This window comes from Herbiconiux sp. L3-i23 (assembly GCF_023734115.1).
GTDB lineage: Bacteria > Actinomycetota > Actinomycetes > Actinomycetales > Microbacteriaceae > Naasia.
On the sequence record NZ_AP025737.1, the window covers coordinates 2,339,311 to 2,358,157 of the forward strand.

Annotated in this window: 13 protein-coding genes; 7 read left to right on the top strand and 6 right to left on the bottom strand. The window is 71.3% G+C overall.

What is annotated here, in order from left to right:
• The first annotated feature begins 48 nt into the window (after nucleotides 1-48).
• Together NGH83_RS11160 and NGH83_RS11165 are read left to right on the top strand one after the other, a co-directional pair.
• The gene (locus NGH83_RS11160; protein ID WP_251856326.1) at nucleotides 49-954 is read left to right on the top strand and encodes an alpha/beta fold hydrolase; all 906 of its coding nucleotides are present in this window, start codon (nucleotides 49-51) and stop codon (nucleotides 952-954) included.
• Nucleotides 951-1,976 (top strand): Lrp/AsnC family transcriptional regulator, encoded by a 1,026-nt coding sequence (locus NGH83_RS11165; RefSeq protein WP_251856327.1) that lies wholly within the window; start codon nucleotides 951-953, stop codon nucleotides 1,974-1,976. The genes NGH83_RS11160 and NGH83_RS11165 overlap by 4 nt, the downstream gene beginning before the upstream one ends.
• An 822-nt stretch (nucleotides 1,977-2,798) precedes the next feature.
• Here the strand turns inward: NGH83_RS11165 and NGH83_RS11170 are convergent.
• Both NGH83_RS11170 and nudC read right to left on the bottom strand, forming a co-directional pair.
• Nucleotides 2,799-4,511, bottom strand: a complete 1,713-nt coding sequence (locus NGH83_RS11170; RefSeq protein ID WP_251856328.1) for an ATP-dependent helicase — start codon at nucleotides 4,509-4,511, stop codon at nucleotides 2,799-2,801.
• Entirely contained in the window at nucleotides 4,508-5,536 is a 1,029-nt protein-coding gene (gene nudC / locus NGH83_RS11175; protein ID WP_251856329.1) for an NAD(+) diphosphatase, read from the bottom strand. The genes NGH83_RS11170 and nudC overlap by 4 nt, the downstream gene beginning before the upstream one ends.
• A 123-nt stretch (nucleotides 5,537-5,659) precedes the next feature.
• Between nudC and NGH83_RS11180 the strand changes: the two genes are divergently transcribed.
• Nucleotides 5,660-6,715, top strand: coding sequence for a phosphotransferase (locus NGH83_RS11180; RefSeq protein ID WP_251856330.1), 1,056 nt, complete (start codon nucleotides 5,660-5,662; stop codon nucleotides 6,713-6,715).
• 433 nt (nucleotides 6,716-7,148) lie between these two features.
• Here NGH83_RS11180 and NGH83_RS11185 read toward each other — a convergent pair whose 3' ends face one another.
• On the bottom strand, nucleotides 7,149-10,334 hold the full coding sequence (locus NGH83_RS11185) for an ATP-dependent DNA helicase (protein WP_251856331.1): 3,186 nt from the start codon (nucleotides 10,332-10,334) through the stop codon (nucleotides 7,149-7,151).
• Complete coding sequence (locus NGH83_RS11190) at nucleotides 10,331-13,435, bottom strand: UrvD/REP family ATP-dependent DNA helicase (protein ID WP_251856332.1); 3,105 nt, start codon at nucleotides 13,433-13,435, stop codon at nucleotides 10,331-10,333. Before NGH83_RS11190 ends, NGH83_RS11185 begins: the two co-directional genes overlap by 4 nt.
• A gap of 164 nt (nucleotides 13,436-13,599) precedes the next feature.
• Between NGH83_RS11190 and NGH83_RS11195 the strand changes: the two genes are divergently transcribed.
• Nucleotides 13,600-13,824 carry a DUF3107 domain-containing protein gene (locus NGH83_RS11195; protein ID WP_251856333.1) on the top strand — a complete coding sequence of 75 codons (225 nt, stop codon included), beginning with the start codon at nucleotides 13,600-13,602 and terminating at the stop codon, nucleotides 13,822-13,824.
• Between the two features lie 2 nt (nucleotides 13,825-13,826).
• Nucleotides 13,827-14,126, top strand: a complete 300-nt coding sequence (locus NGH83_RS11200) for a hypothetical protein (RefSeq protein WP_251856334.1) — start codon at nucleotides 13,827-13,829, stop codon at nucleotides 14,124-14,126.
• A 45-nt stretch (nucleotides 14,127-14,171) separates the two neighbouring features.
• On the opposite strand, the gene NGH83_RS11205 is transcribed toward NGH83_RS11200, so the two are convergent.
• Complete coding sequence (locus NGH83_RS11205) at nucleotides 14,172-14,831, bottom strand: ferritin-like fold-containing protein (RefSeq protein WP_251856335.1); 660 nt, start codon at nucleotides 14,829-14,831, stop codon at nucleotides 14,172-14,174.
• A gap of 265 nt (nucleotides 14,832-15,096) precedes the next feature.
• Between NGH83_RS11205 and NGH83_RS11210 the strand changes: the two genes are divergently transcribed.
• On the top strand, nucleotides 15,097-16,563 hold the full coding sequence (locus tag NGH83_RS11210) for a DEAD/DEAH box helicase (protein ID WP_251856336.1): 1,467 nt from the start codon (nucleotides 15,097-15,099) through the stop codon (nucleotides 16,561-16,563).
• Between the two features lie 185 nt (nucleotides 16,564-16,748).
• On the opposite strand, the gene NGH83_RS11215 is transcribed toward NGH83_RS11210, so the two are convergent.
• Nucleotides 16,749-17,606, bottom strand: a complete 858-nt coding sequence (locus NGH83_RS11215; RefSeq protein WP_251856337.1) for a PHP domain-containing protein — start codon at nucleotides 17,604-17,606, stop codon at nucleotides 16,749-16,751.
• Nucleotides 17,607-17,723: 117 nt separating this feature from the next.
• Here NGH83_RS11215 and NGH83_RS11220 point away from each other — a divergent pair, with 117 nt between their 5' ends.
• On the top strand, nucleotides 17,724-18,755 hold the full coding sequence (locus NGH83_RS11220) for an endonuclease/exonuclease/phosphatase family protein (protein WP_251856338.1): 1,032 nt from the start codon (nucleotides 17,724-17,726) through the stop codon (nucleotides 18,753-18,755).
• The last annotated feature ends 92 nt before the right edge of the window (nucleotides 18,756-18,847 follow it).

Here is an 18,847-nt window from a genome sequence, read left to right on the forward strand (position 1 = left end):
CGGCCCGTACCACCGCACCACGCACCACCACTTCGAAAGGAACCACTGATGGCTGAGGACGTCTCCCCCGAATTCGCCAAGGCGACGAGCACCGCGCAGCGGGTCGTCATCAACGGCAACGAGCTCGCCGTCGAGGTGCTCGGCCCCGAGGGCGCACCGGTCATCATCACCCACCACGGCGCACCCGGCCTCGGCTCCCGCGCAGAGCCGCGCGCCAGCTTCGGCCGCCTCGCCGACGAGTACCGCGTCATCGTCTTCGACGCCCGCGGCAGCGGCGAGAGCGAGGGCTCGGGGGTGTTCAGCCACGAGCAGTGGGCGGCCGACATCGACGGCCTCCGCGAGTGGATCGGCGCCGAGAAGATCGCGATGGCCGGCGGCTCGTACGGCGGGTTCATGGCGATGGAGTACGCCACCCGCTACCCCGATCGGGTCAGCGCCATCGTGCTGCGCGACACCTCGGCCGACAACGGCAACGCGCACCTCGCCCGCGAGAACGCCCTCGCCAGCGACCGCGTCACGATCGACATGGAGAAGTTCGACCGCATCGACGAGGGCCGAGTGCGCGACAACGAGGATCTGAAGGACTGCTGGCGCGAGATCCTCCCCCTCTACGACTTCCACTACGACCCCGAAGCGACCGAGCGCAAAGTCCAGGCGACGCCCTACCGCTACGAGGCGCACAACTACGCGTTCTCGGTGAACCTCAAGAACTACGACCTCAAGCCGGTGCTGCCGAACATCACCGTTCCGACACTGATCACGGTGGGCAGGACCGACTGGATCACGCCAGTATCGTGCAGTGAGACGATCGCCGATCTCATCCCGAACTCTCGCCTCGCCATCTTCGAGAAGTCGGGGCACTCCCCGCAGATCGAGGAAGCCGAAGAATGGACGAAGACGGTGCGCGGTTTCCTGCACGAGGTCTACCCGCCGGTAGCGGGCGCCGCGGTGTGAACTCCGCGGCCCTCGATCGGCTCACCGATCTCGACAAGCGCATCGTCGTCGCTCTGCAGCGCGACGGGCGCGCGAGTTGGCGGGCCGTCGCCGACGCGGTGGGCGGCACCGTCACGACCGTCGCCCGCCGCGGCCAGCAGCTGATCGCCGACGGCGTCGTCCGCATCGCGGCGATCCCGGCGCTCGGCGCCGAAGGGCCGTACGACTCGTTCTGGGTGCGCATCAACGCCACCCCGGGACGCCACCTCGAGGTCGCCGCCGAGCTCGCGAAGAACCCCAGCGTGCGTTTCTGCACCCTGGTCACCGGCAGCTACGACGTCATCGCCGAACTCGTGGTGCGGGGTGGGGCGACCCGCTACCCCGAGCTGATCGGCGGGCTGCAGTCGATCGACGGCGTCGCCCGGTGGCGCAGCGACCTCATCATGCACGTCTACAAGGTGAGTCTCGATTGGGGCCGCCAGCTCTACGGCGAGCTCCTCGGCCCGGTGGGCGACGGCGAGCTCGTCACCTCCGCCTCCCTCGAAGATTGCGGCCCGGAGCACTTCGATGCCGCCGACCTCGAGATCCTCGCCGTGCTGCGCGAAGACGGCCGCGAGACCTTCCAGGCGATCGCCGACCGCATCGGCCTCAACGAGTCGAGCGTGCGCCGCCGTTACGAGCGGATGCGCGCCGCCCGCTGCGTCGACGTGCTGACTCTCGTCCCCTCCGCCGCGCTCGGGATGGGCGCCGAGACGATCCTCACCGTGACCGTCGCGCCCGACCGAGTCGACCAGGTCGCCCGCGAACTCGCCCGCTACCCGTTCGTGCGCTATCTCGCGGCCCTGCTCGACGAGAACGCACTCCTCTGCGAGGTCATCGCGCCCTCGGTGCCCGAGCTGTACGCGTTCATCCGCGACTCCCTCGCGCACCTCGACGGCGTCGAGGGCTGGACGGCGAACATGGAGCTGCTGTATCTGAAGCGCGGCTTCATCGAGACGCCGTGGTGGCGCTCCCAGCTGGGCTCGGCGCTCGAACCCGCCTGAGTCCTCGTCCCGCGCCTCGTCGCGGGCACCCTGTGGGTAATTCGAGGCGCTGCGCTCCGACGCGCGACAGCATCGGACTCGTGGTGTTGCGCATCGACCCGAGGGTCGCCCAGGTCTGGAGTTCGCCCTCGACTCTGCGGTTCGGCGCTCAGCGACCTCGGGTCGTCATCGACCCCATCGACCGGTCGCAGGAGATCCTGATCCACGCACTCACCACCGGCACGAGCCGGCTCGCGCTCGACGCCCTCGCCGTGCAGACCGAGGTGTCGGACGCTCGGCTCGAGGAGCTGCTCGACGTCCTCTCCCCCGTTCTCCAGGCCGAACCCGAAGACCTCTCCTTCGGCGTGGCGGTCGAGCGCACCTTGCCGTGGCCCGGCGACTCCGCGGGCATCGACAGCGCGATCGCGCGAGCCGTCGCCGCGGTCGGCGCGTCAGTGGTCACGCGTCAGAACCGTCCGGCCCTCGCCGTCGTGGTGAGCGCGCACCTGGTCGCCCCGCACGTCGCGGGGTATTGGTTGAGCCGCGATGTGCCGCTGCTTCCCGTGGTGCTGGGCGAGGAGACCGTCGACGTGGGGCCGCTCGTGGTGCCTGGAGTGACGGCGTGCCTGCATTGCGTCGGCTGTCACAGGAGCGATGAGGACGCCGCGTGGCCGCTGATCGCAGCCCAACTGCTCGCACCCGAGGTGGCGGAACGGGTCGCCGTCGACCCCGTCGCGGCGCTCGACGCCGCCGCCATGGTCGCACGGGCCGTCAGAGCGGTCCGCCGCGCCGAACCGACGGGCATTGAGGGCATGACCGTCTCCCTGGACGGAGAGGGAGAGGTCAGCCGACGCGCGTGGGCGCCGCATCCTCGATGCTCGTGCCGAGCTCTTCCAGAAAACGTGACCTCGTTCGAGCGACCGCGCGGTGCGGCGCGGTCTGCGCCCAGGAGAGCCGCAGCTGACGTCGCGCGCGGGTGACGCCGACGTAGAGCAGGCGCCGCTCCTCCTCGATCGCCTGCGGCGTCTTCGCGTAGCTGATCGGCAGGTACCCCTCTGTCAGCCCGACGAGGTAGACGGTGTCCCACTCGAGCCCCTTCGCCGAGTGCAGGGTGGCGAGCGTCACCGCGTCGCGGGTCGGTTCGTGCTGGGCCGCCTGCCGCTCGGTCAGCTCATCGACGAACCCGGCGGTGGTGGTGCCGGGCGGGCATTGCTCCGCCATGGTCATGATCGTGTCGAGCGACTCCCACCGGTCGCGGAGCGCACCGCGTGCCTCGGGCGCGTCCTGGGTCCAGCCGAGCGAGCGCAGCACGTCGCTCACCGTCTTGAACAACGGCTCGTTCGACAGCGTGAGAGCCGCGGCCCGCAGCATCATCATCGCCTCCTTGACCTCGCGCAGGTCGAAGAACCGACCGGTTCCGCGGACGGTCGCCGACACTCCCCGCTCGGCGAGAGCGGTCTCGAGGGCGGCGGATTGGGAGTTGATGCGGAACAGCACCGCGATCTCGGACGCCGACTCCCCCGCCTCGATACGGGCGAGGATGTCGTCGGCGACCGACCGCGCCTCGGACAGCTCGTCCGGGTAGGCGGCGATGTCGACCGCGCGCCCCTCGGCGCCCGACCTCGTCGGGGTGAGGGTCAGCGCGCCGGGCCGATCGCGCATCAGGCGGTTCGCGACGGCGAGCACGCCCGGATCGGACCGGTAGTTGCGTTCGAGGCGGATCACCTCGGCGCCCGGATGCTTCTTGCCGAAGTCGAGCAGGTAGTCGGCGTCGGCACCCGCGAAGGTGTAGATGGTCTGACTCGCGTCGCCGACGACGCAGACGTCGCGGCGGTCGCCCAACCACGAGTCGAGGAGCTGCTCCTGCAACGGTGAGACGTCCTGATACTCGTCGACGACGAAGAACCGGTACTGCGCCCGCACCTGCTGGGCGATGCGCTCCTCCTCCTCAATCATCCCGATCGTCGCGAGCAGCACGTCCTCGAAGTCGAGCTGCCTGCGGGAGTCCTTGATCTGCTCGTACGAGCGCTGCACCGCGGTGGCGCGCATGGCGTCAATGCCCTGCGGCAGCGCGCGCTTCTCCGCGGCGTCCTCATAGGCCTCGAGCGAGAGGCCGCTCACCTTGCGCCACTCGATCTCAGCGGCGAGGTCGCGCAGCACCGCCGTGTCGACGGCGACGTGCGCCGCTTCCGCCGCCTGCGCCAGCAGGCGGGCCTTGCTGTCGAGCACCCGCGGCAGCGTGCCGCCGACGGTCTGCGGCCAGAAGTAGCTGAGCTGCGCGAGCGCCGCCGAGTGGAAGGTGCGCGCGCTGACGCCCGCCGCCCCGAGGGTCCGAAGACGGCTGCGCAGTTCCCCCGCCGCCCGCGTGGTGAAGGTGAGCGCCATCACCCGGTTCGGCGGGTACGCGCCGGTCGCGACGCCGTAGGCGATGCGGTGCGTGATCGCCCGAGTCTTGCCGGTACCCGCGCCGGCGAGCAGGCAGACCGGGCCGAGCAGCGAACCGGCGGCGCGACGCTGATCCTCGTCGAGCCCCTCGAGGAGCGCCTCCGGATTCACGGGGCGTCCAGCGGGCCGCCGAACCAGTCCTCGATGATCGACCGCGCGATCGACGAGCGGCTCGGGATGCCGAACGCGCGAGCGCCGTCGCGCATCTCGTCGCGAGTAACCCAGCGGAGTTCGGCGATCTCGACCCCGTCCGGCACCGGCTCGGTCGGCGAGTCGGCGGCGAGCCTCGCACGGAAGCCGACCATCACCGACGCCGGGAACGGCCACGGCTGCGAGCCGAGGTAGACCGGATCGGTGACCCGCAGGCCCGCTTCCTCGAACACCTCCCGCTGCACGGTGGCCTCGAATGACTCCCCCGGCTCGACGAACCCCGCGAGCACCGAGAAGAACGCGCCTCCCCAGCGCCGGTTGGCGCCGAGCAGCAGCCGGTCCTCGTGGTCGACGACGCCGACGATCACCGCGGGATCGGTGCGCGGGAAGATGTGATGCCCCGACGCCTCGTCGACGTGACCCGCAGGGTAACGGACCCACCCCGCGAGCCCGGGCACGGTCGGCTCCCCGGTGCGTGGCGAGAAGCCGTGCGAGTCGTGCCAGTTCGCGATCGCGAGCGCCTCAGTGAACAGGCCCGCGTCGAGGGCGTCGAGGTCGGCGCCGATCAGGCGAAGATCGCCCCAGCGCTCCGGGTCGACATCCACCAAATCGGTGACGTGCGGGGCGAGCACTGCGGCGAGCACCGGTGTGCCGGCCGGGAGGTCGTCGGCGCGATCCGCTCCCTCGGTCACGCGGCCGAGGTAGACGGTGAGGTCCGCCTCGGGAACCGCGGCGCCGGGCAGCAGGGCGAGGCGCGGCGTCGCCGTGTCGGGCTGCAGCAGGGCGCGTCCGCGTGACAGTACGACCACCCGGGTCGCCGCATCCGCGCGCAGGATGTCGAGCGCGTCGGGAGCGACGCGGGTGAGATGGTCGCGATCGATGCCCGAGCGGGACAGCGGAAGATCGTCGAAGAGTCGCCGCTCAGCGGGGTACGCCTCTGCGCCGGACCGGTTCTCGGACGGACTGTCGGACACGCTCTCGGGCACGTCGATCCACCTCCATGCCGGCCGCGGGACACCCGCTGGCCGGGAACGATTCGCCCCCTCGGGCATGTGACTTCCCGCGTGGCACACACGCCCCCGGGAAGAGCCAGACCTACCCTGGACGCTATGGCCAGGTCCCATCTCACTCTAGCCGCGCTCGCGACGTCGGCGGTCCCCGGACTCGACGTCGCGGCGGCCCAGCCGTTCACCTCGGGTCGGCAGGGCGATTTCGACAGCGCGCTGCTCACCGCGCGCGACGGACGGCACTTCCTGGTGCGGGTGGCGAACTCGGAGGTCGCCGCGAAGGCGCAGTCGGCGGAGCTCGCCGCTCTCGGTGCGCTGAGCTCCGGGGTGCGCACCCGCCTGCCGTTCTCGCTGTCCTCGCTGGTCGGGCAGGTTCCGATCAAGCCGCGCGAGGGACGCCCCGGCGGTCGCGCGATCGTGTCGGAGTTCGTCTACGGCCGCCGCACTTCGCTCGACCTGATGCAGCCGACCACGCCGCTGCCCGAATCGGTGGCCCACGCCCTCGCCGCGGTGCATTCGCTGCCGACGAGCGTGATCATCGACGCGGGCCTCCCCGTCGTGACCGCGATGGACAGCTTGCGCTCCGTGGTCGGACTCATGGACCGCGCCGCGTCGACCTCGATGGTGCCCGCCTCGCTGCTGTCGCGGTGGGAGAGCGCCACCGACGACACCGCCCTGTGGCAGTTCCAGCCCACCGTCATCCACGGCGCGATGAGCGCCGATGTGCTTCTGCACGACCAGGACGGCGCGATCTCGGGGGTGATCGGCTGGTCCGATCTCCGAGTCGGCGATCCCGCCCGCGACCTGTCGTGGGCGCTGTCCGCTCCCAGCCCCGACGCGGTCGACACCGTGTTCGCCACCTACTCCGCGGCCCGCCAGGGTGCCGCCGATCGTGAGATCCGTCGCCGCGCGATGCTGTACGCCGAGCTGGAGCTCGCCCGCTGGCTGCTTTACGGCCTTGAGGCGAAGGATCGCGCCATCGTCGAGGACGCCGTGCAGATGCTCGACATCCTCGTCGACAGCGTCCGCGGCGACCAGCAGGGTTCCCTCACTCACGAGACGGGCCCCATCCTCGATGTCGACGAGGTGCGCCAGATGCTCGCGGAACGCCCCCAGGTCGCCGGCCAGTCCGGCCCCCGCGGCACCCTCGCCGAGTAACCCGGGCGCTCCCACCCGCCGGTCGTCGAGTAGGCGCGCCAGCGCCGTATCGAGTCCCCCGCGCAAGCGCGCGCGGTGGGCCCAGGCTCGAGTAAGCGAGGAACGAGCGCACCGAGAGCATGCGCACTGTGGTCTCGATGCGCTTCGCTTACTCGACCCGTCTCGATACGCTCCTTCGTCGCTACTCGACGACCGGGCTAGGGTCCGCCCGCCCCGCGAAGCGATACGAAGGGCATCAGTCGCACCCACTGTGGTCTCGGTGCGCTTCGCTTTACTCGACCCGTCTCGGTACGCTCCTCCGTCGCTACTCGACGACCGGGCTAGGGTCCGCCTCTCACTCGGTCGTCGAGTAGGCGCGCCAGCGCCGTATCGAGACGGCTCGAGTAAGCGAGGAACGAGCGCATCGAGAGCGCAGCGCCGTTGTCCCGAAGCGTCAACCGCCCGGGTGGGTCTCCCTCCAGCGGGTGAGGAGGTCGTCGTAGGACGGGAAGGTGTCCGGGCGGATGACGCGATCGTCGGCGACGAAGTAGAACGCGGCATCGACCTCGGACGGGTCGACGCCCTTCCACTGCGCGAACGCGAGACGGTACAACGCCAACTGGTACGTCTTCTGCTCCAGATCGGCCGCGTCCTTCGGCGGGCGGCCCGTCTTCCAGTCGACGACCTCGTACCGTCCGTCACGGCGGTACACGGCGTCGAGCTTGCAGATCACGATGCGATCGTCGAACGGAAGATGCACCTCGAGCTCGACCGCCTCGGGCGCGAGCCCCGCCCATTCGGACGCCTCGAACGACGCCTGCAGCACCGCGAGCTGCGACCGGTCGAGGTCGCCGTCGGCGAGGTCGATGTCGAGCTCGTCGGCGAAGGCGTCCACCAGGTCACCGGACCCCGCGACGCCGGACCGGTGCTCGACCCACGAGTGGAACAGCGTCCCGAGGCGGGTCTGCCGGTACGGCCGCTGCGGCATCGGTCGTCGGAGCGCCCGTGCGACGCCGTCGGGGTCGGTAACGTGGTCCTTGAACGCCGACGCCGAGATGCGCACCGGCAGTGGCGGCGCCGGAGCGGCACGCAGGGCGTCCCGCTCGGCGAGAAGCAGATCGAGCTGACGAGTCCATCTCGTCGTCGCCGACGGGTCGGCGACGCGGACGGCTTCGGCGGCGGCCTCGACCCGGTCGCGGCGTGCGCCGAGCGGGTCCGTCGGCCACGGCACGTGGTCGGTCATCGCGTCGAGGGGGTTCTCCTCGTTCTCGGGCGCGTCGGGGAGGGCGTCCGCCGCGATCAGACCGGCGTCACGGAGGTCGAGGAGGAACCGGCCAGGCCCCCGCGGTTTGCGCTGCGTGCTCCAGAACGATCCCGTCAGCAGCAGGGCTTCCCGCGCTCGCGTGACCGCCACATAGGCGAGGCGCCGTTGCTCGTCGGCGTCGCGGCGCACCACCTCGTCGGTGTAGCGCTTGTGCGCCTCATCGAAGTCGCGCTGCGTCTCGCACGACGACCAGGCGAGGCTCGGCAGGTCGAGACGGTCGCCGCGGAAGTCGTAGGGCAGCTCGCCGAAGCTCAACCAGCCGCGCTTGCTGCGCGGCGGTGACGGCAGCTCGCCCTCGACCATGCGCGGCACGACGACGAAGTCCCATTCGAGACCCTTCGATCCGTGGATCGTGAGAACCTGCACGGTGCCGGGCTCGGGGTCGGCGGCGCGGGCGCCGAGGTTCTCGCGCTGCTCGGCCAGCTGGAGCCATCCGAGGAACGACCGCAGCGACGCTGCGGGATCGGTCGACACGAAGTCCTCGACGACTTCGAGGAACGAGTCGAGCGCGGCGCGTCCGAGCGTCGCCGACTCGTTCGCGCTCGACTCGATGTCGAGTCCGCTCTGCTCGATGACGAGGGAGACCAGGTCGATGAGGGCGAGCCCGCTGCGTCGGCGCAGCTCGGCGAGTTCCGCGGCGAGCGCGCGCATCCGAATCAGGCCGTCAGGGCTGATCTCCCGCAGCGCGATGTGCCCCTCGGGAGCGATGGCCACGAAGTCGAGCGCGTCGATGAGCGAGACGCCCTCGTCGCCACCGATGGCGTCGCGGAGTGCCTGGCGCACGTCGTCGGCGAGGGGCCGGTGACCGATGTCGCGGCGGGCGAGCCACCCGCCGACGTCGCGCAGCGCCTTCACGTCGCGCACGCCGATGCGGTGCCGGGCTCCGGTGAGAACGCGGATGAGGTACCGACCGGAGGTCGGGTCGTCGAGGGCGTGCAGCACACTCACGAGGTCCGCCACCGCGGGCTCCTCGAGCAGCCCGCCGATGCCGAGCACCCGGTACCGCACACCGCGGGCGGCGAGCGCCTTGGTGAACACGGCGACCTTCTTCAACGAGCGGCAGAGGATCGCCGCCGACGGCAGGGTCCTGTCCCGTCGCGGACGCACGCGGGTCGCCAGCCAGTCGGCGACGCGGGCCGCCTCGTCGAGGACGGTCTCGTCGAAGCCGACGTCGAGGCTCCCCTCGCCCGCGCCCTCTCGGGGGTGCAGTTCGTCGACCTCGACGACCGATGCGGCGGACAGCGGGCGCACGAGCTCGTTCGCGGCGGCCAGCACCCGCGGCGGGTTGCGCCAGCTCGTCGACAGCGCGTAGGAGCCGGTGGGTTCACCGCCGCCGAAGTCCCCGGCGAAACGACCCAGGTTGCTGGCGCTCGCGCCGCGCCAGCCGTAGATCGACTGGTGCGGGTCTCCGACCGCCATCACCGCACCAGGGGCGAACAGCGTCGACAGGAGCCGCGTCTGCACGACGCTCGTGTCCTGATACTCGTCGAGGAGCACGACGGGGAAGCGTTCGCGGTAGGACGCGGCGACCTCGGGCAGGCTCGTGCAGACCTCGAGCGCGAGGGCGACCTGGTCGGAGAACTCGATGAGCCCCCGGCGGATCTTCTCGTCGGAGTAGGTTCGCGCGAGCCGCACCAGCACCGGCAGCGATCCGACCGCGGCGACCGCGTCGGCGACGGACTTGTAGACCGACTTCACCCGGTTGCTGCCGACCGGCAGGTTCGCGAGGGCTTCAAAACGACCGGTCATGCGCAGCAGCTCGTCGTCGACGACCACGTTCTCGGCCATCGCGGCGCTGAGCGCGAGCACCGACTCGGTGATGGTGTCGACCGACTTGCCGAGCGGCAGCAGTTCGGGGTCCTCGGATGCGGCGACGACGCGCCTCGCCAACTGCCAGGCAGCGGCCTCACCGAGCACCGTCGCGTCGGGTTCGCGGCCGATGCCGAGGGCGTGCTCGCGGAAGAGGGAGCTCGCGAATGAGTTGTAGGTGGCGATCGTCGGCGCCTCGAACGCGTCGAACGGCTCGTCGATCAGTCCGCTCGCCGACAGCGCGCGGATGCGCTTGCCGACCCGCTCCGCGAGCTCACCGGCCGCTTTGCGGGTGAAGGTCAGCCCGAGGATGTCGTTCGGTCGGGCCAACGAGTTCGCCAGGAGGTAGACCACTCGCGCGGCCATCGTCTCGGTCTTGCCGCTGCCGGCGCCCGCGACGACGAGGCTCGGCACCAGAGGCGCTTCGATGACCGCCGCCTGCTGGTCGGTGGGTCGCGGCTGTCCGAGGGCGTCGGCGATGGTCGCCGCGTCGAGCACGGGGCTCATGCCGACACCGCCGGGATGAGGTGGATGCGGTACGGGTAGGCGCCGAGCGGGTCGCGGTCGTCGAGACCGTCGACCCCCGGGAACATGGTGCCCGCCATGGTTTCGGCCGCGGCTCGGACGCGCTCGCGGAAGCCCTCGAGCTCATCGGGGGTGAGCGGCTCTTGCCTGCTTTCGCGGAACAGGCGCCCCCTCACACCGGATGCGACGAAGAGGAGCTTCGCGCCGCCGCGAGTGGCACCCTCCGGAAGCCCCTCGATGCCGTCGTGCGCGGCGGCGAGCTGGTAGAGCCCGAGCTGGGCGTGCGTCGCGAGCTCGTCGGCCCGGGGAACCGTCGATCCGGTCTTCAGATCGACGATGACGAGCGTGCCGTCGTTCAGGTGCTCGACCCGGTCGATCTTGCCCGTGACGACGGCCTGACCGAGCTCGAAACTGAACGCGGTCTCGGCTCCGGCGAGGACATGGCCGTCGCGCGCGAACCCGGTCAGGTAGTCGGCGAGTCCCTCGGCTCGCGTGCGCGCCCGCGCACGCTGGTACTCGCCCTCCCACGGGGAGTCGAAGCGGAACTCGTGCCAGCGGGCGTCGATGAGGGCCATGACCGCATCGGCGTGCAGCTCGGCGTCGGGGGTCGTCGAGAGCGTCTCCATCGCGGCGTGAACGAGCGTGCCGAGGTCGGCGTGGAAGCCCGACGGGCTCGCCCCCATGGCATCGACGAACCAGCCGAGCGGCGACTTCTCGATCGTCGACAGCCTGGACGGCGACACCGGAACGCGGGCGTCGGGGTCGCTCAGATCGACGAGCGGAGCGTCGGTGCTGAGGGGGCTCATGCCGTACCACTGCGCGGGGTCTGCGCCGGCGACGCCGTCGGCCGCCAGTCGGGCGAGGGCGGATGCCGCGTCGGAGGCAGGGTCGACGGCGAGCTCGCGTCGCAGCCTGCCGACGAGGCCGCGCAGGGTCAACGGTTCGGCGTCATCGGCGACGGGGACGTCGGGCGGGAGCAGTCGCACCAGCGGTGAGGGCTGCTCGTCGCTGCTCGACACCGTGCTCAGGATCACGAGGCTTCGGGCGCGCGAGACGGCGAGGGCGAACATCCGCAGTTCGTCGTGGAGCACCTGCTTGCGGTCGTCGAGCACCGCGAGGGACACGCCTTCGCTGGCCGGGGCCAGTTGATCGGCGTGCAGCAGCGAGCTGCGCAGACGCAGGTTCGGCCAGACGCCGTCCTGCACCGCGGCGACGCAGACCACCTCGAACTCGGCGCCGACCACCGACGCGGGCGGGCAGACGAACACCGCACCGGTGCGGGCTCGCACCGCAAGGGTGTCTTCCGGCAGATCGGCGGCGAGGAACTCGGCGATGAAGGCTCCGGGCGCGAGTTCCGGCGAGCGTTCGACGAATCGGCGCGCCGCGGCGAACAGGGACACGACGGAGTCGAGGTGATGGTTGGCTTCGTCGGCGAGCACTCCGCTTCCCTCCGCCTGCTTCGCCCACACGGCCGCGAGGCCGCTGCGCTCCCAGACGGCCCACAGGAGTTCCTCGATGCTCGCCCCCGCGGCGTGCTGCTCTCGGACCATGCCGAGCGTCGTCGCGAGCCGGTCGGCGCGCCGCGCCGCCGCCATGTCGATGGTTGCGAAGCGTCCGGGCGACGACATGGCCTCGACCATCAGCTCGTCCGCCGATCGGCTCCCGCCGCCCGAGACCTCCTCGTGGCGCAGCGCGAGCCGCAGCCGCCGGAGCGCGAGCACGTCGATGCCGCCGACGGGGCCGAGCAGCAGCTCCTTGAGCGTCTCGGCCACCTGATCGCCCGACGACTCGGCGTCGATGGCGTTCTGCACGGCGAGCACCAGATGCCGCGGCGCCCACTCTTCGCGCAGTGCCCGTGCCGCGACGCTCGTGCGCGTGGGAACGCCGGCCAGCGACAGCATCCGAGCGAACGACGGAACGAGCCGACCCGATCTCAGCACGACCGCCATCGAGTCCCACGGAACACCCTCGAGCACGTGCAGTTCGCGGAGGCGACGGGCGATGCGGCCAGCCTCCTCGGCCCTGGTGGGCGCGTCGACGCGCAGTAGCGCCGTGTCGCCGGCGGCCTCGCCGATGACGGGTCTCCGATGCGCGGTCGCACCGCTCGATCCGATGCGGCTGGTGATCTCGTGCACGAGGGGCGCCACCGCCCCGCCGACCCGATGCGCCTCAGCGAGGGTGAGGACGGGGGCGGCTACTCCGAGTCGACGACCGAGCGACGTCAGCAGGTCGGCTCGCCCACCCCGGAAGCCGGTGACGGCGACATCGGGATCGCCGAACGCGACGACCGCCGCTCCCGCCTGCGCCCAGGCGGCCAGCATCTCGACGGTGCCCAGAGTGAGCTCCTGCGCGTCGTCGACGAGCACGATGGCGGGCATCCGCACCGCGCTCCCCGCTCGGATGGCGGCGACGGCGTGGGCGATCATCTCGGCGGAGTCGAGCGACGCGCCCCGGTAGGAGTCGATCACCGAGTAGTAGGAGTCGAAGAAGTCGGCCGCGGCCACCCACTCGGGGCGGTCGATCTCGGCCGCGAGAGCCCGCAGCCCGTGAGTGGTGATGTTGCCTTCGTGCATGCGCCCGAGCAGCTCGCGCAGTTCGGTGCGGAACGGCGAGAGCCTGCGGATCTCGGGCGTGAGCGCCGCCGGCCAGGCGGGACCCGCGTCGTCGTCGATGTGGCCCTCGATCAGTTCGGCGAGCACGCGGTCCTGCTCGGCACCGGTCAGCAGTCGCGGGACCTCGTCTCCGCGTCGGGTCGCCTCGGCTCGTACGATCTCGGACGCGACCGATGCCGCCGTGCGGGCGAGCGGCCCGGGCAGCGCGACGCCGAGGCGCACCGCGAGGACGTCACGCAGGGCGGTCGCCGCGGCGCGATTCGGCGCCAGCACCAGTACGTCGGCAGGATCGACCCCGTCGATGAGCACGCGGTGCGCGACCAGTTCGACGAGCGTCCAGGTCTTGCCCGTCCCCGGGCCGCCGAGGACGACGGCACTGCCGTCGACGGCCAGATCGAGAACAGCGCGCTGGGACGCGTCGGCCGGAACGGCATCGATCTCCGGTGGGGCTTCGGAGGGACTCTGCTGCACGCCTGCAACCGTAATCGCGACCTCGGACACCGAGGTCCCATGACCCGCGTGCGCCGTGAGTGAACGCCAGCCGGGACGCCCGTCGCTCTGCCATAGGGTGGAAACGGTCGGGAACGAAGCGCCGAGAGGGCGCCGTCCCGCTGAACCCAACGAGGAAGGTCGCCGTGGAGATCCGCATCGGCATCGTCAACAGCCCGCGCGAGCTCGGATTCGAGACCTCGCAAGCCGCCGCAGAGATCGAGCAGTCCGTCGCGAGCGCTCTCGAGAGCGACGCGAAGTACCTGAAGCTCACCGACGAGGCCGGCAAGCTGTACATCGTGCCGACCGCCTCGCTCGCCTACATCGAGCTCGGCACCGAGAAGACCCGCCGCGTCGGCTTCGTGGCCTGACCATGGAGCTGCTCTTCGTCGCGATCGGCGGGGCGCTCCTCGGCCTCCTCGCCCGGTACACGGTGCCCCTGCGTCAGACCAGCGGCGTCGTGCTGATCCCGGCCGTCGGTGCCGCGACGACGGGCGTCGTCTGGGTGCTCCTCACCTGGGCGGGTCTCGCGTGGGACGCGGGCGTCATCTGGTGGGTCACCCTCGCGGTCGGCGCCGCGACCGTGTACGCGTTCGCGCTGCTGGTCGGCCGCGCCCGCGAGCGTCGTGACCACGCCCGCCTGTCGGAGCTCTCCGGCGGACGCCTGAGCTGAACCGCCTCGGCTGCCTGCCGCGAGCCGACCAGCTGGGGCGACCGGTCAGGCCGTGAGGCCGAGTCGGTCCATGCGCCGCGTGTGCTCGGCCATCAGCTCGGTGAGGATCGGTTCGACCCTGGCCTCCCCGGCGTCGGTGCGCACCGTCTCGGGCAGCGCCGATCGCGCGATCAGGAGGGTGTCGCCGACGATGCGGCGCCCCCACAGCGCGAGGCGCGAGCCGAGACGCGGATCGGCGGCGATCGCCTGCTCCAGGATGCCGGTGATCTCCTCGACCCCGCGCGGACCGCGGAGCACGCGTTCGAGATCCGACCCGTCCGGTTCGAAGCTGGCGACCAGGCGTGCGAAGAAGTCGTCGAGCAGCCCCCCGACGAGGTAGTTCGAGGTGAGCGACTCGTACCAGGTGGTGCCGGCCGTGATCTCGAAGTAGCGGTCGGCCGACTCGGCGAACGGTCGCATCGCCTCGGACGCGTCGACGCCGCGGCGTTCGAGCGCGGCGACGAGGGAACGGTGCTTGGCGAGCAGATGACCGGTCGCCGCCGCGAGGGCGCCCTTGCTGTTGAGGTCGGGCGCCGCTGCCGACGCCGTGGTCAGTGCGGTGAAGAGCCCGAGCTGCAGGTAGGCGGCCTGCGCGAGCACCGCGACGGGGTCGAGAGTCACGTCGCCGAGCGCCACCCGATCGACGGGGAGCTCCTTGGAACGCACCCGCGCTCTCGGAGACTCGGCACCACTGCCTCGTCCGAACCACTTCACGCGCCCAAGCTTATGCAGTCGGCACCTCAGCCGACGATTCCTCGCGGCGGGCGCATCATCCGGGCCGTCACATATCGCGGAAATCCGGCCCGGAGCGGGACTTCCGCTAGAATGGCCGCTGACTCCCGACTCTTTCGGGAGGTGACGCGCCGATGAACTGACGGCGCACATCGCATCCCGCGCACCTCGCGCGCATCCAGACAGGCGCAATTCCTTCGTGACTTTCCGTGATCTCGGGGTCGACGGCGACATCGCCGACGCCCTCGCCACCAAGAACATCCTCGAACCGTTCCCCATCCAGGAGCAGACCATCCCCCTGGGCCTCTCGGGCCAGGACATCATCGGTCAGGCCAAGACGGGCACCGGCAAGACCTTCGGCTTCGGTCTCCCCGTCATCCAACGTCTCGGCCTCGAGCCCGGCCCCGGAGTGCAGGCGCTCATCGTCGTGCCGACCCGCGAGCTCGCCGTCCAGGTGACCGAAGACATGGAGCTCGCCACCTCGAACCGCTCCACCACCGTGGTCTCCATCTACGGCGGCAAGGCGTACGAGGGCCAGATCGAGCAGATCAAGGCGGGCGCGCAGATCGTCGTCGGCACCCCGGGACGCCTCCTCGACCTCGCCGGTCAGCGGCTGCTCTCGCTCGCGAACGTGCGCGAGATGGTGCTCGACGAGGCCGACAAGATGCTCGACCTCGGCTTCCTCGCCGACATCGAGAAGCTGTTCTCGCAGACTCCCGCCACCCGCCACACCATGCTGTTCTCGGCGACCATGCCGGGCCCGATCGTCGCCCTCGCGCGCCGCTTCATGAACCGCCCGGTGCACATCCGTGCCAGCGACCCCGATGAGGGCCTGACGCAGGCGAACATCAAGCACGTCATCTACCGCGCTCACGCTCTCGACAAGGACGAGGTCGTCGCCCGCATCCTGCAGGCCGAGGGCCGCGGCAAGACCGTCATCTTCACCCGCACCAAGCGCGCCGCCGCGAAGCTCGTCGAAGAGCTGAACGACCGCGGCTTCAACGCGGCCGCCGTGCACGGCGACCTCAGCCAGGAGCAGCGCGAGCGCGCCATGGCGGCGTTCAAGGCGGGCAAGAAGGACATCCTGATCGCCACCGACGTCGCCGCCCGCGGCATCGACGTCGACGACGTGACCCACGTCATCAACCACACGATCCCCGACGACCCCGACACCTACCTGCACCGTGCCGGTCGCACCGGCCGCGCAGGCAAGACCGGTATCGCCGTGACCTTCGTCGACTGGGACGACCTGCACAAGTGGGCGCTCATCAACCGCGCGCTCGACTTCGGCCAGCCCGAGCCGACCGAGACCTACTCGTCCTCGCCGCACCTCTACACCGACCTGGGCATCCCCGAGGGCACCCGCGGCCGCCTCGCGTCGGCGCGACCGGTGAGCGCCCCGTCGTCACGCGCGAACGAGTCCTCGTCGTCGTCTTCGGGCGCCGGAGCCGAGGGCGGCGACCGTGCGCGCCGGTCGCGCAGCCGTCGCCGTACGGGTGGCAGCGCGGTGTCGACCGGTGCCGAGACCGGGCACGCCCCGGCGGCCGAGGCGCAGCAGGCGCACGCGGAGCACACCCCGGGTTCGGGAACGCACGACGGCACCGGAGCGCCGCGTCCGCGTCGCCGTCGTCGCCGCGGACCGCGCGCGACGCCTCCCACCGCCTGACCCTTCAACGTCGAGGTGCCCGGTTCTGCGGGTGTTGAACACTCAACACCGACAGATCTGGGCACCTGATTCGTCGTGCTCGCGTTCGCGCAGCGCTGCTCGCTGATGCGCGACGGTCGAGGTGCCCACTTCTGCGGGTGTTCGGCGCCTAGGACCCGCAGAACTGGGCACCTCGGCGTCCGGGGCTAGTCGGGCAGGATCGCGGAGGAGCCCGTCGCCTCGGTGAGGATGCGCTCGACGACGTCGGCGTCGGTGCTGTTCTCGCCCAGACGGTTCGGCTTGCCGGTGCCGTGGTAGTCGCTCGAGCCGGTCACGGCGAGTTCAAAGCGGCGCGCGTAGTCGAGCAGGATCCGCTTCCCCGACTCGCTGTTGTCGCGATGCCGCACCTCGAGACCGAAAAGTCCCGCGTCGACGAGCTCGCGCATCTCGTCCTCGGGCATGACCCGCTCGCGGCTGACCGCGGGATGGGCGAGCACCGGAAGACCGCCCGCCGCGCGCACCAGACGCACGCCCTCGAGCGGATCGGGAGCGTAGTGCGGCTGGTAGTAGCCGGCGCGCCAATGCAGGATGCTCTCGAACGCCTCGCCCCGATCGCGCACATGCCCTCGTGCCACGAGCGCGTCGGCGATGTGCGGCCGCCCGATCGTCGCACCGGGTGACGTCTGCGCGAGCACGTCGTCCCACTCGAGCTCGTAGTCGTGCCCGATGCGCTCGACCATGCGCTCCGCGCGAGTGAGCCGGTCGAGGCGGATGCGCTCCGTCTCGGTGCGAAGCGCGTCGTTCATCGGGTCGAAGAGGTAACCGAGCAGATGGACGCTCGCCCATCCGCGCCGGGTGCTGAGCTCCATGCCGGGGATGAGCGCGATGCCGTTCTCGCGGGCCGCGTGCGCCGCCTCCGCCCACCCGGCCGTCGAGTCGTGGTCGGTCAGCGCGACCGCCGCGAGCCCCGCCTCGGCGGCGGAGCGCACGAGCAGGGCGGGCGGCTCGGTGCCGTCGGAGACCGCCGAGTGCGCATGGAGGTCGGCAGGTCCGAGCGCGCGCATCCCCTCATCGTAGATCGACCGGGTCCGAGCATCCGGTGTCGGATCCGATACGAAGGGCGCCGAGCGCCTCACCGCGCGTCATCCATCGCCGAGGACGTCGGCCGTTATGGTGAGCGCGTGGCCCGCCTGCTCGCCGCCGTCCTGGTGGTGGGCGCTGCCGCGATGCTGCTGATCCTGTTCTGGCCGCAGCTGTTCGACCTGCAGCGAGCGCCGCTCGTCGCCCAGGCGGTCACTCTGCGCGGCGGGCTCGCCGCGGGCGCACTCGTGGCAGCGCTGGTGCTCACCGTCCTGGCGCTCATCGCCGTGCCCGCGAGGCGATTCCTGGGGTCGCTCGCGCTGCTGCTGCTCGTCTTCACCGGGGCGAACGTCGTGGTGCTCACCTCGCGTGGCTTCGGCGGCGCCGGCTTCGACATCCGGGGACCCGACGACCTGACCGTGCTGGCCTGGAACACCCTCGGCGACGCCGTTCCCGCCGCTACGATCGCCGACCTCGTGATCGACAATCGGGCGGACATCGTGTCGCTGCCCGAGACGACGGAGGAGGTCGCGAACGAGGTGGCCGCGATCGCACGCGCCTCCGGAGTCCCGCTGACCGTGCACACCGTCGCCTACGACGAGGTCGCGAAGGCGCGCTCCACGTCGCTGCTCATCAGCACGCGACTGGGGCCGTACCTGCTCACCGGCGACGGGACGACCGGGGTGCTGCCGAGCGTCGTCGCGACGTCGACGACCGGCGGACCCACGATCGTCGCCGTGCACGCGGTCGCTCCCCTGCCCTCCGAGATGACGACGTGGCGATCCGACCTCGCGAGTCTCTCCGCCCTCTGCCTCGCCCCGAACACGATCCTCGCGGGCGACTTCAACGCCACCCTCGACGCCTTCGACGGGCTCGGCTCCGACGTGGTCGGCGCGGACGGGCTCGTGGTGAGCCGCGGCGACCTCGGACTCTGCGACGACGCCGCGCAGCAGTGGGGTGCGGGCGCCGTCGGCACCTGGCCGACCGGCGTACCCGCCGCGCTCGGCACTCCGATCGACCACGTGCTCGCGACCACGAACTGGCGGGTCACCGGATTCCGGGTGATCGGCGACCTCGACGGCGCGGGCAGCGACCACCGCCCGGTCCTCGCGCAGCTCTCCCCCGCCGGCTGATCCGCCCGCGGCCGCGACGTGAAGGTCGCGCATGGATCGAGGCGTCGGCCGTCGGGATCCCGTGAGGATTCGGAGCGGTCGCCCCGAACGCG